Below are 14,549 nucleotides of genomic sequence, written 5' to 3' on the forward strand. Positions count from 1 at the left end.
CCCCAGTTCAGGAATATATCTGCACAAACACCTGCATCAGCAAGCGTTGCATATCTCAAGGGATGAAATGTTTACGCAAAACGGCGGGCTGGCTCCCACAGTTTCCGTTGTGGCAAACCGCCTTATGCCTGGTAAACAACCCGCCCGCCAACCAGGGTTGCCTTGACCTTGCCACTCATCAGGTAGCCGGTCCACGGTGAATTCTTGCCTCTGCTCTTGAGGGTATCCGGGGTCAATTGCCAGATCGCCGCCGGATCGAAAATACAGACATCCGCCGTCGCCCCCACGGCAAGCTGCCCGCTTTGCAGCCCGAGCACCTCGGCCGGCGCCGCTGTGATCCGGGCTAGTGCCGCGGGTAACGCCACTCCCGCTGCTTCCGCCCACCTCAGGGTCAGCGGCAACAGGACTTCGAGGCCGGTCGCGCCCGCCTTGGCCTCGCCAAACGGCAGCAGCTTTTCGTCGGCGTCGACCGGCGTATGGTCGGAACAGATTGCCGCCAACCCGGCGACCGCCGCTGCCGACAGCGCCTGGCGGTCGCGCTCGGTACGCAGAGGCGGAACGAAACGGGCGTGCGGGTTGAAATAGCCGATGTCGTAGTCGGTCAGCAGCAAGTGATGGACGCCGATGTCGCAGGTGATGGGCAGTCCTTCGTCGCGGGCCGCACCGATCAACACCGTACCGGCTGCCGAGGACAGACGCGTGAAATGCACCCGACAACCCGTGTCGCGTACCAGTTGCAGGATGGTGGCGATGGCAATGGTCTCGGCGGCGACCGGGATCCCGGCCAGGCCAAGTCGGCTGGCCACCGCGCCTTCGTGGGCGATGCCGTTGCGCGACAACCAGTAATCCTGTGGCTGAAGCCAGACCGGAAAGCTGAAGGTCGCGGCGTACTCCATGGCCCGCAACAGCGCCTCGGTATCAACGACCGGGGCCTTGGCCTGCGAGAAGGCGATACAGCCCGCCTTTTTCAGGCCGGCCAGTTCGGCCAAGCGTTCTCCTTGCAGACCTATGGTCAGCGCGCCGAGCGGCAGCACCCGGGCCTTGCCGATATCCTTGGCGCGGTGGATCAGGCGATCTGCCAGTTCCGGTTCGTCGAGGGGTGGGACGGCATCGGGGGGCACGACGACGGTAGTCACACCTCCGGCGACGGCGGCGGCCAGTTCGGCCTCGATGCTGTTGAGACGGGCACCGAGGTCGATCAGCCCGGGGCAAACGACGCACCGGGTCGCGTCGACAGTGCGCTCGGCGACGAAGCCGGCCGGCGCCTCGCCGACGCCCGCCACCTTGCCGTCGGCAATATACAGAGAAGCGTTGCGGTCGACAGCGTTTTTCGGGTCGATTACGCGGCCATTTTCAATAGCGATATTCATGTCAATTCCCCGCAACGATGCTCATGACGGCCATGCGCACCGCGATGCCGAAGGTGACCTGGGGCAGGATCACCGCCTGCGGTCCGTCGGCCACGGCCGAGTGAATCTCGACGCCGCGGTTCATCGGCCCCGGGTGCATGACGATGGCGTCGGGTCTGGCGAGCGCCAAGTTCTGTGGCGTCAGGCCGTAGTGGCGGAAGTATTCGCCTGCCGACGGCAGCAGCGCGCCGGCCATGCGCTCGTTCTGCAGGCGCAGCATGATAATGACATCGCAATCCCTGAGGCCCTCGTTCATGTCGTGGAAAACCTGCACGCCGAGCTTGTCAAGATGCTTGGGCAGCAGCGTTTCCGGCCCGATGGCGCGAACTTCCGGCACACCCAGCGTCGTCAGGGCCTGGATGTCCGAGCGCGCGACGCGCGAATGCAGAATGTCGCCGACGATGGCTACGCGCAACCGGGTGAAGTCCTTTTTGTAGTGACGGATCGTGTACATGTCGAGCAGGCCCTGCGTTGGGTGCGCATGGCGGCCGTCGCCGGCGTTGATGATGTGGACGTCGTCACGGCCGATACGCTGCAGATGCTCGGCGATTAGGTAGGGAGCGCCGCTCGACGCATGACGGACGACAAAGAGATTGGCGTGCATGGCACACAGGTTGTCGATGGTATCGAGCAGCGTCTCGCCCTTGGCGGTCGACGAACGATTGATGTCGAGATTGATGACGTCGGCCGAGAGGCGCTTGGCGGCGATATCGAAAGTCGTTCGCGTGCGTGTCGAGTTTTCGAAGAACAGGTTGAAGACGCTCTTGCCGCGCAGCAGGGGCACTTTCTTGACATCGCGTGCCGAGACTTCCATGAACGAGGCGGCGGTGTCGAGAATCTGGGCAATAACGGGCTGCGGCAAGCCCTCGATCGACAACAGGTGGATCAGTTCGCCGGTTCGGTTCAACTGTGGATTATGCATTCGCGAGCCTCCAGGTCAGCCGGCCATCGTCCCGCTTGCTCAGTTCCAGGCTTTCGCCGTCGCTCAGGGACACATCCCAGACGCAGTAGGCGGCTCCGATCGGCAGTTCCCGGCCGCCACGGTCGGCCAGTACCGCCAGCGCCACCGACGCCGGGCGACCATAGTCGAACAGTTCGTTAAGCGCAGCGCGGGTGGTGCGCCCGGTGTAGAGCACATCATCGACCAGAATCAGGTGACGACCTTCGACAGTGAAGGGGATGACCGTCGGCTTGACCTGCGGATGCAGGCCTTTCGCGGCGAAATCATCGCGGTAGAAGGAGACGTCGATCAACCCGATATCCCCGGGAAGACCGAGGAGTTCCTTGAGTCGCCCGGCAATCCAGGCCCCGCCGCTGAAGATGCCTATAAGCGCGGGCTGGCGATGCAGGTGCGGGCGAATCTGTTCGGCCAGTTGACGGCACTGGATCTCGGCGTCAGGCAGGGGGCTGGGCAGGGGCGGCATGGTGCGGGCTTTCGAACCAGGTTTGAAGAATGAGTTGGGCCGCCACGGCATCGAGCAGCGGCCTGGCGGACTTACTGTTATGGCCGGCTTCCCGAAGCCGGGCTTCGGCATCGAGCGAGGTCAGGCGCTCGTCGGCCAGGCCGACCGGCAGGTTGAAACGGCGGCGCAGGCGTTCGGCGAACTTCTGTGCCAGTCGCGTCATCTCGTGCGGCGTGCCATCGGCATGGGTTGACAGACCGACCACCAGTTGGACCGGCCGCCATTCGGCAACGAGCTTGCCGATGGCAGCGAAGCGGTCATCGTTCGATTCGGCATGGATCACCGTCAACGGATGGGCGCTGCCGAGCAGGGTCTCCCCAGTGGCAACTCCGATGCGCTTTTCGCCAAAATCGAACGCCAGTACGGTGCCTTCAGGCATGCCCGGCGACGTCGGAAAGCTGTGTGAAACTGATGCCGAGTTTCTGCATTGCCGCCGGCAAACGCTCTTCCGGCGGCAGATCGAAAAGAATGCTGTTCTTCGCGGGCACCGTTAGCCATGAATTTTGGGCCAGTTCGGCTTCCAGTTGTCCGGCATCCCAGCCGGAGTAACCGAGCGTCACGATAATTTCGGAAGGGAAGCCCGCGCTCCCGACCGAAGTCAGGACGTCGCGCGAACTGGTCAAGCCGACCTCGTCATTCACGGTCAGTGTCGACTGCCACTGTCCCACCGGACGATGTAGCACGAATCCGCGGTCAAGTTGTACCGGACCGCCGAAATAGACGGGCAGATTGTTCAAATTTTCCGCATCCAGCTTGATGTCGATCTTTTCGAACAGCCCCGCCAATGTCATGTCGATTGGCCGGTTGACGATAATCCCCAGCGCTCCGTTCTCGTTGTGCTCGCAGATATAGACAAGCGCACGGGAGAAATACAGATCTTCCAGGCTCGGCATGGCAATCAGGAAATTGTCGGTGAGATTAACGCTGTTCATGCTGGAATTTTAATCGCCACCGGGGTACAAACCAACCATGAAGATAGAAAAAGCACTTGTCTGGTTCCGTCGCGACCTGCGCGACCATGACCACGGAGCCCTGAGCGCGGCACTGGCCGAGGCGGGGGAGGTCTATTGCGCCTTCGTTTTCGACCGCGAGATTCTTGATGTGCTGCCGTCGAAGCGCGACCGGCGCGTGCATTTTATCCGTGAATCGCTTTGCGAACTCGACGCCGCGCTGCGCGCCAGGGGTGGTGGATTGATCGTGCGTCATGGTCGGGCGACCGAAGAGATTCCCGAACTGGCCCGCGAACTTGGCGTGGCCGCTGTGTACGCGAATCGTGATTACGAGCCGGCCGCGAAGCGGCGCGACAACGCGATCAGCGCAAGCTTGTGTGACTCGGGCATCGAGTTTCACCGTTTCAAGGATCAGACCATCTTCGACCGGGAGGAGGTTCTGACCTTGGCTGGCAAACCGTTCTCAGTCTTCACTCCCTACAAAAACGCCTGGTTGAAGCGGTTGACCGCAGCAGACTGTGCTGCCTGCCACTGTCACGGCACTCTGGCCCAGCGGGAGCATGCGCGAGTGCCCAGCCTCGATGAAATCGGCTTCGCGAGCACCGACCTTGTCGAACTCGGCATCCAGCCGGGCATGTCGGGCGCCCGCGCGCTTTGGGACGAGTTCCGCGAGGAGCGCATCTCGCGTTATGGCGCCATGCGCGATTTCCCTGCCGTGAAAGGCGTTTCATACCTCTCGGTGCACCTGCGCTTCGGCACGATCGGCATCCGCGAACTGGTCCGCACTGCTCGCGAAAATGGGGCCGATACCTGGCTCAGCGAGCTGATCTGGCGCGACTTCTATTTCATGATCCTCGACCACTTCCCACGCGTCGTCGGTCACGCCTTCAAGCCCGAATACGATGCCATTGCCTGGGAGAACTGGCCGGAAGGCCTGGCTGCGTGGCGAGAGGGTCGTACCGGCTACCCTCTGGTCGATGCCGCCATGCGCCAATTGACACACTGCGGCTGGATGCATAATCGCCTGCGCATGGTCGTCGCTTCATTCCTGACCAAGGATCTCGGTATCGACTGGCGACTGGGTGAAAGGCATTTTGCCGAGCAGCTCAACGACTTTGACCTCTCGGCCAACAACGGTGGCTGGCAATGGGCGGCATCGACAGGCTGTGATGCGCAGCCCTACTTTCGCATCTTCAACCCGGTTACCCAATCGGAGAAGTTTGATCCGGAAGGCAAGTTCATCCGCCGCTATGTGCCGGAGCTGACCGGTGTGGCGAACAGGTATATCCACAGCCCGTGGCTGATATCACGAAGCGAGCAGGAAGCGGCCGGAGTGATCATCGGTCGTGACTATCCGTTGCCGATGGTAGACCATGCCCGAGCGAGAGCGGATACCCTGGCCCGTTACTCGGTGATCAGGAAGCCTGCTTGGCCTTGATATAGCCGGCAATCAGGGTCAGCAGTTCGTCCTCGTCGTAAGGCTTGCCAAGGTAATCGCTGGCACCGATTTCGAGCGCGTGGCGGCGATGCTTCTCGGCGGTACGCGAGGTAATCATGATGATCGGCAATTTGCTAAGCCGCTTGTCGGCGCGAATGTTGCGTATGAGATCGAAGCCATCCATGCGCGGCATTTCGATATCGGAAATCACGACATCAGGCACCAACTCGAGCAGTTGTTCGAGAGCATCGACGCCATCCTTGGCCAGCGCTACGTGATAACCCTCGCGGGCAAGGAGGCGGCTCGTTATCTTGCGCACGGTCAGCGAATCGTCGACCACCATCACGGTGGGCAGAGTGGCTGCGGTCGTCACGACTGGCGCCGCCGACACCGGAACTGCGTTCTGGATGCTCGCTGCGGGCTTGCGGCTGGCCAGCGCGACCGGGTTGAGTATCAGGACGACCTGACCATCGCCAAGGACAGTGGCGCCGGCGATGCCGACCACCCGTGAGAGCTGGGCGCCGATATTCTTGACGACGACTTCCTGATTGCCCCTGAGTTCGTCGACCTGTACCGCCACGCGTTGCGAGCCGGAACGCAAGAGAAGGATCCAGTACTGGCGCTGTGCCTCCGGCACCGCCGTGGTGTCGCCGAGCAAATGTGGGAGGTAGTGGAACGGGTAGTGGTTGCCCAGCCATTCTACTTCGCCCTGCGCGCGAAGTTCGGCGAGCGGTTCTTCCTTGAGATCGAGCACCTGTTCGATCATCGTCGATGGAACGGCATAAAGAATCGTGCCGGCCCGTGCCAGTAGCGTCTGGGTAACAGCCAGCGTAAGCGGCAGATAGATGCGGAAGGTGGTTCCGTGGCCAAGGCGGGAGGCAGTTTCGATGCGCCCGCCGAGTTCCGCGACTTCGGTCTTAACCACGTCCATGCCGACGCCGCGACCGGCAAGTTGGCTGACCTCTCCCGCAGTCGAAAACCCGGGAAGGAATATGAAGTCGTAGAGGTGGGCTTCGTCAATCTCCTGGTCCGGTTCAAGAAGCCCCAGAGCTTCCGCCCGGGCGCGGATTCGATCGTGGTTGAGTCCGCGGCCATCGTCGGTCATCGAAAGGATGATTTCGTTTCCTTCCTGCGCCAGCGAGACCGTGATGTCGCCCATTTCCGGTTTGTCCGCAGCGACCCGTTCGGCGCGCGGTTCGATACCGTGCGCCACGGCGTTGCGCAGCATGTGCTCGAGCGGCGCCATCATCTTGTCGAGCACCGAGCGGTCGAGTTCCACCTGACCGCCGACGATGTCGAAGTTGGCCCGCTTGCCGAGTTCCTTGGAGCTCTGACGCACGATACGGAATAGCCTTTCGGCCTGACTGGCGAAAGGCATCATACGGACGCCCATCAGTTCCTGCTGAAGTCCGCGATTGAGTCGTGCCTGCGCGACGATGGCGGCATTGGCATCATCGAGGTTCTTGAGCAGGTTCTGCTGTACCGTCGCGACGTCATTGACCGACTCGGCCATGAAGCGTGTCAGTTCCTGGAAGCGGGTAAAGCGGTCGAGTTCAAGCGGGTCGAAGTCCGTCTGGCCGTCGTGGGCCTGGGTGACACGCGTCTGGATCTGGCCTTCGGCCTGGATTTCTATCTCGCGCAACTGTCGCCGCAGACGGATGACGTTTTCAGTCAGATCGAGCAGCGACCCCTTGAGGCTGCGCATTTCACCCTCGATCCGCGCCCGGGCGATGGACAGCTCGCCCGCCTCGTTGACCAGCCGGTCGATCAGGTCGGCCCTGACGCGGAGGGTTGCGCGCTGCGCACCCGTCTCGACATCATGGTCGCGGTCGACATCCGGCGCCTGGGCGATTGCGGAAGCCGCTTCGCCAACAGCCGCGCCCGAGACCATGCTGCCAGCATCGATCTCGGGGCCCCCGCCGGAGCGCAGGCGCTCTGCCGCCTGAGCCAGCATGTCGCAGCCGCTCTCGATTTCGTCGATGAATGCGGGAGTTGCCGCCTCGGCGCGGAGAACGTCCTCGACGCGCGCTTCAAGCAAGTGGGTGAACTCACCGAGGTTCATCGCGCCCGCCATCCGCGCATTCCCCTTGAAGGTATGCAACAGACGGGCGATGGCGTGTGGCTGGGCATCGCTGGCTGGATCACCGCGCCACAAGCGAAGCTGCACGGTCAGTTCGCGCAGATGGTCCTGAGCCTCTTCAAGAAAGACGAGCAGCAAATGCTCGTCGAGGTCATCCTTGAGCCTTGCGACAACAGGGCCGGGTGCTTCTTGTGCAACGACTTCGCCGGCAGGCGGCGCGACCGGTTCCTGCACACCCGGAGCCTCCTCGTCCGAAACGCTGGTCTGCTCGACTGCCGCGGGTTCGGGTTGCGCTTTGGGAAGGTAGATGTCCGCAAGCGCTCCAATTAGCTGGAACTGCTCCTCGGGCGCCTCCTGGCATGCCAGTGCCGTAAACATGCTCTCGAGGGTAATGATCCCCTGACGGATCGTTTCAAGTCCCTCGATGCTGGCCAGGCGGCCCGAACTGTCACGACGCAACAGTGCGTGTTCCAGCGCGACCGCCAGATGGTGCAGGGGCATCAGGCCAACCGTGGCCGCAATGCCGCCCAGAGTGTGGGCGGCACGCGTCATGTCGAATGCGGTCGGGGCAGTTGGGTCGGCTTCCAGGGCAACATAGGAAGCGACCAGGGTTTCAAGGTGTCCGCGTGCCTCTTCATAGAAGATGTCGTAAAGAGTTGGTGCTGCGGCTGGTGCTTCCGCCGGCGGCGGAAGACCACCGGCTTCCTCTGCAAGAAGGTCGGCGAAGGCATCAATCATGTCGTGCAACTGCTCTGCCGCTTCGGTTGCAAAGGCAACATCGGGTTCGCTGACCCCATCAAAACTGATCTCGGACTCCAGTATCTCTTGCACTTCCGCGACGGCGGCAGATTCGAATTCGGGGACGGCGTGCGTGTCGGCCGCGAGATCCAGGACAAACGATGCCGCTTCGGCGGTCTCGGTCAACGGCGATTCCGTTGACTCGACGACGCTAGCGGGCCTGTCGGCGGGCACCGGCAAGAGCGGCTCCTCGCCGCGCAGCAATTCTGCCGCTGCGACCATGGCGACTGGATCAGGAATGGCCTCGCTGCCGTGTTCGAGGGCTGCGACCCAGCGCGAGAACAGTTGATGGGCATCGGTGATCAAATCCAGAAGCGCTGGCGTGGCGACCATGTCCTGACGTAGCCAAATGTTGAGGGTCTGCTCGAGCGCCCAAGCGGCCTCGCCCATGTCCGTCAGCCCGACCATTCGGCCGCTGCCCTTGAGTGTATGCGCCGAACGGCGGATCGTCGTCAGTGCCTCGCCGTCGTTTGCGTTGGCCGCCAACAATCTTTCCTGCTCACCGATGGTGGCGAGTACCTCATGTGCTTCCTCGAGGAAGATTGCCAAGAGTTCGGCATCGATTGCCTCGTGGCTCGACTGGGCAAGCTCCAGAGTCTCCGTCGAAGGCGCCGCTGCCGCGACTGACGTCCCCACCAACGACGAGACGGCAGCATCGATCTCGGGCCGCAAAGCCTTCCCGCTCTCAAGCGCCTTGAGGACCGTCTTCGCGGTGTTCCCCAGTTCGGAATTTGCGAGCAGATCGGCATCCTTCTGCAAAGTCTGCAGATTATGCTTCAGCTCCGTGCGAACTCGTTCGTCGCCGGGAGCGTCCTTGAACGCCTCGAACAGCGATTGGGTCTCGTGCTTGTGCTGTTCGAGTTGATCTTCGACGGTTTGCACGGCAGACAGATCGTCCCCGGCATCTTCACCTGTCTCGGGCGCAGGTGCCCCATGCAGTCGCCGCAGGAAGACATCGAAATCGCTTTCGCCATGCTGCAGTGCATCGACGAAGAACCCGAGCGTCGAGAGTTGTTGCGCCACGGCTTCGAAGTCACTTGCCAGCGGAGCATAGTCGGGACGGGCGAAATCCTGAATTTTCGCACCGCAACCCCGCACGAGCGTAACGGCTGGCATGTGGCCCAGCATGGCCAACGCGCCGGCGGTTTGCCTGACCGGGGCATCGAGTAACGCGAGGTCCTTTTTCTTTTCGGGATTTCTGAAAAAGGCGTCGAGCGTTTGTTCGACCTGGGCCAGATTGTTCTGGATTTCGCGAGCCACCTGCCCGACCAGCAGCTTTTCTTGAGCCCGGCGGGTCATCTCGTCGAGCAACGGCAATTCCTCGTTGCCGCCAAGCGGATTGCCGGCGATGCAGGCGTACAGACGGGCAACCATCAGGTCGACCTGCTTTGCGAAGTCCATACCCAAGCGCCGGAAATTCTCCTGGGCATTCTGCAACAGCAGGATAGCCGTCGCCACCTCCATCGCTACCGCGTCATTGTGGCGAGCGGGTGATTCTGCAAGCCAACTCGCCAAAGCACCAAAGCCTTGGCCGAGGCGCTTGAGATCCGTGTGCCCGATTTCGTTTGTCAGAGCCGCGCAGGTCTGCGCCTGCTTTTCGAATGTGGGGAGCGCGGATGCGCTGCCGGTACAGAACTTATTCCACAATTCCTCTGTGGCGGCGAGGGAATCACGCAAGCGGCGTAGCGCGATCTCCTGCGGTTGTGTCGTTCCATGTCCCACCGAAATAGCCGGTATCAGTGCCTTCAGCCCGAAAACCCACTGCACCTCGGCAACCCCAGGACTCGATTCGGCCGGGGCCCGCGCTACCGCGTGGAGGACGTCACGCATCAGACGCTCGGCAACGCTTCGCGAACCCTGGAGCAGACGGCGTATCTGCGTGTCGATGCGGGCCAGCAACTGCCGGGATTCGGCGTCGGCCTCACCCCGATGATCGAACAGTGACTCGACGAAGGCCAGCGAAACCCACCAGAAAGCACGGGTTGATGGCGACTCTTGGGTCGCCTCGATATTGTCCAGCGCCGTTCGCATGTGTTCGAGCGCAACATGCGGATCTGCCGTGTGTTTCAACCAGGCGAGCAGCCCCTTCTGAAAGCGCGCACGCTCGGACTTGAGCAGAGTGAGCAACTGTTCCGGCGTGAGAGGCGCAACCGGTACCGCATACCGGGGTGGCCGACGTGTGATGTCCGGATAGAACAGGTCAGTGGGGTTGCATGCCTCGATCCCGCGAGCCTTCGCCAGCGCCGAATAAGTGGGAAACAGCCGCAAAGGCTGATTCGGCTCGCCGGCGATCAGATCGTCCAGGTATCCGCGGATCGCCTCAATGGCGTCCGCCAGCGTGGCGAAAACCTCGGCTGTCGATTGCAGCCGCTTGTTTTCCAGAGCACCGGTCAAGCCTTCGAGCGATTCGATAACCTGTGTCACGCCGTCAAGGCCAACAATCGACAGGGCACCATGAACCTGGTGGATATGGGTGCGGCAGAACCTCAGTTGTGTCGCATCACCGCTCAATTCATGCTGACCAAGCGCTTCGACGGCACGATCAAGTGCCAGGTCGATCTCACCTTTGACCCAAGTCAAGGGGCCCAGATCGAATTCGGTTGCCGCGTTCATAAGCTCTCGCGAATCTCGCTCAACTGACCTTGAAGCCCGCGACCGAGCCCTTCAGTTCGGATGCCAGGGAACTAAGTTCTTCGACCGCCGCCGCAGTACGTTCCGTGCCGGCGGTAGTCTGCTCGGTGACGCTCAGGATCGCCTGCATCAGCTTGGCGACATCGGTCGCCGATGTGGCCTGGTCCTGGGTCGACGCCGAGATCCTGTCGATTAGATCCGAAAGGTTGTGCGACACCAGGCCGATCTCGGTCAGCGCCTGACCGGCCGCATCCGACAATTTCGCACCTTCCACCACCCCTTGGGTCGATTTCTCCATGGCCGATACAGCGTCCTGCGTATCGGTTTGAATAGTTTTGACGATCGCGGCAATCTGCTTGGTTGCCTCGGCCGACCGCTCCGCCAGCCGCTGCACTTCCTCGGCCACCACCGTGAAGCCGCGACCCGCCTCGCCCGCCGAAGCGGCCTGGATCGCGGCATTCAGGGCCAGCACATTGGTCTGCTCCGTAATGTCGGAAATCAGTTCAACGATTTCGCCGATCTCCTGGGAACTTTCCCCGAGGCGCTTGATCCGCTTCGAGGTCTCCTGGATCTGGTTACGGATTTCGTTCATGCCCTTGATCGAGTCCTCAACGGCCCTCGTACCCTTCTCGGCAGCAGCCAGCGATTGGCGAGCGACTTGGGCCGATTGGGTCGCGCTGCTCGAGACCTCACTCATCGAACGCGCCATTTCGAGCGCCGACTGGCCGGCATCCTGAATTTCGCGAGATTGCTTTTCGGCGGCAGTCAACAGTTCGATGGAAGTCTGGCGGGCGATCTCGGTCGCCGTCGTCACTCGGTTCGCCGCATCGTTGATGCGGCCGACCAGCAGACGAAGTTCCTCAATGGTGTAGTTGATTGAGTCGGCAATGGCGCCCGTGATGTCCTCGCTCACCGTCGCGTTGGTTGTCAGGTCGCCGTCGGCCAGATCACCTAGCTCGTTCATTAGTTGCAAAATGGCGTCCTGGTTCTCGCGGTTGGTTCGCTCAGAAACCTGACGCTGCAATTCCGCATCCTCGGTACGGCGCCGCGCGTCATCGAGATAGACCTTGGCCAGCAAGGAGAGGACAGCCACCGCCAATGCCGCCAGGACAATCAGCAGAACGATGAAGAACCAGCGCTCGGAGAGCTCCTGCTGAAAGCCGGCAGCCAGATCGTCGGTCGCCTTCAGCAACTCCTCGCTGCCACGGAAGATGCGAGCACCCGCCTGTTTGGACAGAACCAGCGGCTGCATGTTGTCGAGAATCCCACCGATCGCTGCCTGATAGGACTTGAAGGCATTGTCGAGTTCCACCAGCTTCTCGCGTGTATCCGAGTCGCCGCCACCCTTGTGCAGCCCCTGAAGGATATCGCGGAAGGCATTGGTATCCTTGCCCAGCAGGAAGGCCACTTCCGGATTGATTTCGTCACCGACCAGCAGTGCCGACGCGTTTTTGGCGATCCGTTGCGTCAACATGACCAACTGGTTTGCTGACGCAATTTCCCGCGCTCCGGCGCCAGCTTGCAGCTTGAGGGCGGCAACCTGCTCGGACAGTTCCAGCATCGCCGGGTTTTCGTTGTCGATGGTGGTCACGCTCTTGCCCAGTGCAATCAGGTTTGCCTCCTGCTCGATAACCGTCATCGCGTCCTTCTCGGTTTCCGCCCAGATCCTGGTCAGCGTCTCAAGCTGCGCTTGCACGGCAGCCGGCGAAGGCGGCACGTCCGTACCGGCAATCTCGCCGCCCGAAGTCAACCGATCCAGCAGACGGCTGAATGTCTCCCGTGAATCCTTCAGTTGCGCGAAGGCGGCCGGATTTCCCTGCAAGGCCAGGGTTGATGCCTTGGCCAGACGTTGCGAGAGCATGCGCATTTCGCCCGATGCCGCGACGTAAGCGGTGTCGTACGTCAAACTGCGATTGTTGAAAATGACTAGAATGGCGATCGCGAGCAGCAACACAACGAATATGCCGCCCAGAGTCTTCATCTGCTTGATGACGGGTTGCTGTGCGAACGATCCCGGTAGCCAGGACAACCCACCAGCCGATGTCGCCGCAGAAGCCTTAGCTGCCTTCCTGGGCGCGTCCGCACCTTCCTTGCCACCATGACCAGGGTTCTTCGAGCTCAACGCCATCTCTATCCTCTGCTCTGGGTCACGGACAATCAAACCCCGATGTTCATGAAATCGTTATCGGCAAGCAGGTCGCGCACCGAGAGTTTTCGCCAGATTTGACCCTGGCTGTCAGAAAAGCGTGCCGCACCCCAGGCCGGTGCTGCCGAATCGACCGATTCGCCGACGAAGTCTTCGGGATTTTTCAGGCCCAGCATACGATTGACCAGTAATGCCACGTTCGCCCCGTACTTGCTGCCAACCAGAAGCAGGCGCGTACTGCTGTTCTGCGGCGTCGGCGTACCCCCGCAAAAGACCGAGAAATCAGCCACTGCGTAGAGGCTCCCGCGGATATTGCCGATACCGGCAAACCATGGTTGTGTCAGCGGAACGGGGGTCAGTTTCAGCGCCTGGACAATCTCGCCGCCGTCGGACAGGTCGACGAGCCAGTTTTCGTCACCGACCAGCACTCCCAGCCACGAAGATGTGCTGCGTCCGTGCGCGGCGCCGGTGAGGCGCCCCGAAAGGTATTCCTGAAAATCGCGAAGACTGGTTTTTCCTGCCATCTGGATCAGGGAAGCTCGGCAATCTTCTTGAGCAACTCTTCCGGATTGACCGGCTTCACGACATAGTCGGCAGCACCCTGCCGCAATCCCCATATCTTGTCGGTTTCCTGCCCCTTGGAGGTACACACGATGACTGGAATATGCCGCGTTTCCTCATCACGCGTCAGTGTGCGGGTTGCCTGAAAGCCGTTGAGTCCCGGCATCACGATATCCATCAGGATCAGGTCCGGCTTCGTCGCCTTGGCCTTGGCAATTCCTTCTTCGCCGTTCTCGGCAGTGGTCACGTGATAGCCGGCCTTGGTCAGAAAGTCCACCGAAAAGTACCTTTCGGTCGGAGAGTCGTCAACGACGAGTATATTTTTGACGGGCATTATTTCTCCATGAATACTAAGAAGCTTCCGGGGCGGACGGCAGGGCGAAGGTGGCAACGGTCTGCAACAGGCTATCCTTGGTAAAAGGCTTGGTCAGGTAATGATCGGAGCCGACCATGCGTCCCCTCGCCCGATCGAAAAGTCCGTCCTTCGAGGACAGCATGATCACCGGCGTTGCTTTGAAACGCGGATTCTTCTTGATCAGGGAACAGGTCTGGTATCCGTCGAGACGAGGCATCATGATGTCGCAGAAGATCAACCTGGGCTGGTGGTCGGCGATCTTGGCCAGTGCGTCGAATCCGTCTTCCGCAAGCACGACCTGACATCCGGCCTGAACGAGGAATATCTCCGCGCTCCTCCGGATTGTGTTGCTGTCGTCAATCACCATTACCTTGACGTCGCGCAGTTTAGATAGATCAGCCAATCGAGTCCCCTTGCTCCTCGTCAGGGAGCCTTCCCAGCGCAGCATCATACTACGCCGACTTCAAAACTCCATCATTTCAAAATCGAATTTCCGCGCCCCGCATTCGGGACAAACCCAGTTCATCGGGACATCCCCCCAGCGGGTTCCCGGCGGAATTCCTTCCGCCGGGATACCCAATGCCTCATCATAAATGAAACCGCAGATCAGACACATCCATGTTTTGCTATTTGTTTCGTTGTTCATTTGGTGGCGTTCGATGGCAGCCGGATTCGGATAAAATCCGCTCAATCTTACCCAATCGCCGCCTTGCGCGCC

The 14,549-nt window shown here is 61.1% G+C and carries 12 protein-coding genes; 1 reads left to right on the forward strand and 11 read right to left on the reverse strand.

Annotated elements, in window-relative coordinates:
• Nucleotides 1-122 precede the first annotated feature (122 nt).
• The 5 genes from IPP03_15060 to IPP03_15080 are packed head-to-tail and all read right to left on the reverse strand — an operon-like array spanning nucleotide 123 to nucleotide 3,804.
• Nucleotides 123-1,370 (reverse strand): dihydroorotase, encoded by a 1,248-nt coding sequence (locus IPP03_15060; GenBank protein ID MBL0353899.1) that lies wholly within the window; start codon nucleotides 1,368-1,370, stop codon nucleotides 123-125.
• Between the two features lies 1 nt (nucleotide 1,371).
• The gene (locus IPP03_15065) at nucleotides 1,372-2,331 is read right to left on the reverse strand and encodes an aspartate carbamoyltransferase catalytic subunit (protein ID MBL0353900.1); all 960 of its coding nucleotides are present in this window, start codon (nucleotides 2,329-2,331) and stop codon (nucleotides 1,372-1,374) included.
• The gene (gene pyrR / locus IPP03_15070; GenBank protein MBL0353901.1) at nucleotides 2,324-2,833 is read right to left on the reverse strand and encodes a bifunctional pyr operon transcriptional regulator/uracil phosphoribosyltransferase PyrR; all 510 of its coding nucleotides are present in this window, start codon (nucleotides 2,831-2,833) and stop codon (nucleotides 2,324-2,326) included. Before pyrR ends, IPP03_15065 begins: the two co-directional genes overlap by 8 nt.
• Nucleotides 2,805-3,251 carry a Holliday junction resolvase RuvX gene (gene ruvX, locus IPP03_15075; GenBank protein MBL0353902.1) on the reverse strand — a complete coding sequence of 149 codons (447 nt, stop codon included), beginning with the start codon at nucleotides 3,249-3,251 and terminating at the stop codon, nucleotides 2,805-2,807. Before ruvX ends, pyrR begins: the two co-directional genes overlap by 29 nt.
• Nucleotides 3,244-3,804: a YqgE/AlgH family protein gene (locus IPP03_15080; protein MBL0353903.1), complete on the reverse strand. Its 561-nt coding sequence runs from the start codon at nucleotides 3,802-3,804 to the stop codon at nucleotides 3,244-3,246. The genes ruvX and IPP03_15080 overlap by 8 nt, the downstream gene beginning before the upstream one ends.
• A gap of 37 nt (nucleotides 3,805-3,841) precedes the next feature.
• Here IPP03_15080 and IPP03_15085 point away from each other — a divergent pair, with 37 nt between their 5' ends.
• Complete coding sequence (locus IPP03_15085) at nucleotides 3,842-5,260, forward strand: deoxyribodipyrimidine photo-lyase (protein ID MBL0353904.1); 1,419 nt, start codon at nucleotides 3,842-3,844, stop codon at nucleotides 5,258-5,260.
• Here IPP03_15085 and IPP03_15090 read toward each other — a convergent pair.
• From IPP03_15090 to IPP03_15115, 6 genes are all read right to left on the reverse strand, one after another.
• Nucleotides 5,238-10,751 (reverse strand): Hpt domain-containing protein, encoded by a 5,514-nt coding sequence (locus tag IPP03_15090; GenBank protein MBL0353905.1) that lies wholly within the window; start codon nucleotides 10,749-10,751, stop codon nucleotides 5,238-5,240. The genes IPP03_15085 and IPP03_15090 overlap by 23 nt on opposite strands.
• 19 nt (nucleotides 10,752-10,770) lie before the next feature.
• Nucleotides 10,771-12,897, reverse strand: coding sequence for a type IV pili methyl-accepting chemotaxis transducer N-terminal domain-containing protein (locus IPP03_15095; protein ID MBL0353906.1), 2,127 nt, complete (start codon nucleotides 12,895-12,897; stop codon nucleotides 10,771-10,773).
• 29 nt (nucleotides 12,898-12,926) lie between these two features.
• Entirely contained in the window at nucleotides 12,927-13,439 is a 513-nt protein-coding gene (locus IPP03_15100; GenBank protein ID MBL0353907.1) for a chemotaxis protein CheW, read from the reverse strand.
• Nucleotides 13,440-13,444: 5 nt separating this feature from the next.
• The gene (locus IPP03_15105; protein ID MBL0353908.1) at nucleotides 13,445-13,810 is read right to left on the reverse strand and encodes a response regulator; all 366 of its coding nucleotides are present in this window, start codon (nucleotides 13,808-13,810) and stop codon (nucleotides 13,445-13,447) included.
• A gap of 16 nt (nucleotides 13,811-13,826) precedes the next feature.
• Entirely contained in the window at nucleotides 13,827-14,198 is a 372-nt protein-coding gene (locus IPP03_15110; protein MBL0353909.1) for a response regulator, read from the reverse strand.
• Nucleotides 14,199-14,294: 96 nt separating this feature from the next.
• Nucleotides 14,295-14,477: a rubredoxin gene (locus IPP03_15115; protein MBL0353910.1), complete on the reverse strand. Its 183-nt coding sequence runs from the start codon at nucleotides 14,475-14,477 to the stop codon at nucleotides 14,295-14,297.
• Nucleotides 14,478-14,549: the final 72 nt, after the last annotated feature.

Origin of the sequence: Candidatus Dechloromonas phosphoritropha (assembly GCA_016722705.1) — a bacterium.
Lineage (GTDB): Bacteria > Pseudomonadota > Gammaproteobacteria > Burkholderiales > Rhodocyclaceae > Azonexus > Azonexus phosphoritrophus.

What these genes read in the sequence shown, in the direction of transcription:
- IPP03_15060 (MBL0353899.1), bottom strand. Translation starts at nt 1,370, where the DNA reads ATGAATATCGCTATTGAAAATGGCCGCGTAATCGACCCGAAAAACGCT.
- IPP03_15065 (MBL0353900.1), bottom strand. Translation starts at nt 2,331, where the DNA reads ATGCATAATCCACAGTTGAACCGAACCGGCGAACTGATCCACCTGTTG.
- pyrR (MBL0353901.1), bottom strand. Translation starts at nt 2,833, where the DNA reads ATGCCGCCCCTGCCCAGCCCCCTGCCTGACGCCGAGATCCAGTGCCGT.
- ruvX (MBL0353902.1), bottom strand. Translation starts at nt 3,251, where the DNA reads ATGCCTGAAGGCACCGTACTGGCGTTCGATTTTGGCGAAAAGCGCATC.
- IPP03_15080 (MBL0353903.1), bottom strand. Translation starts at nt 3,804, where the DNA reads ATGAACAGCGTTAATCTCACCGACAATTTCCTGATTGCCATGCCGAGC.
- IPP03_15085 (MBL0353904.1), top strand. Translation starts at nt 3,842, where the DNA reads ATGAAGATAGAAAAAGCACTTGTCTGGTTCCGTCGCGACCTGCGCGAC.
- IPP03_15090 (MBL0353905.1), bottom strand. Translation starts at nt 10,751, where the DNA reads ATGAACGCGGCAACCGAATTCGATCTGGGCCCCTTGACTTGGGTCAAA.
- IPP03_15095 (MBL0353906.1), bottom strand. Translation starts at nt 12,897, where the DNA reads ATGGCGTTGAGCTCGAAGAACCCTGGTCATGGTGGCAAGGAAGGTGCG.
- IPP03_15100 (MBL0353907.1), bottom strand. Translation starts at nt 13,439, where the DNA reads ATGGCAGGAAAAACCAGTCTTCGCGATTTTCAGGAATACCTTTCGGGG.
- IPP03_15105 (MBL0353908.1), bottom strand. Translation starts at nt 13,810, where the DNA reads ATGCCCGTCAAAAATATACTCGTCGTTGACGACTCTCCGACCGAAAGG.
- IPP03_15110 (MBL0353909.1), bottom strand. Translation starts at nt 14,198, where the DNA reads ATGGTGATTGACGACAGCAACACAATCCGGAGGAGCGCGGAGATATTC.
- IPP03_15115 (MBL0353910.1), bottom strand. Translation starts at nt 14,477, where the DNA reads ATGAACAACGAAACAAATAGCAAAACATGGATGTGTCTGATCTGCGGT.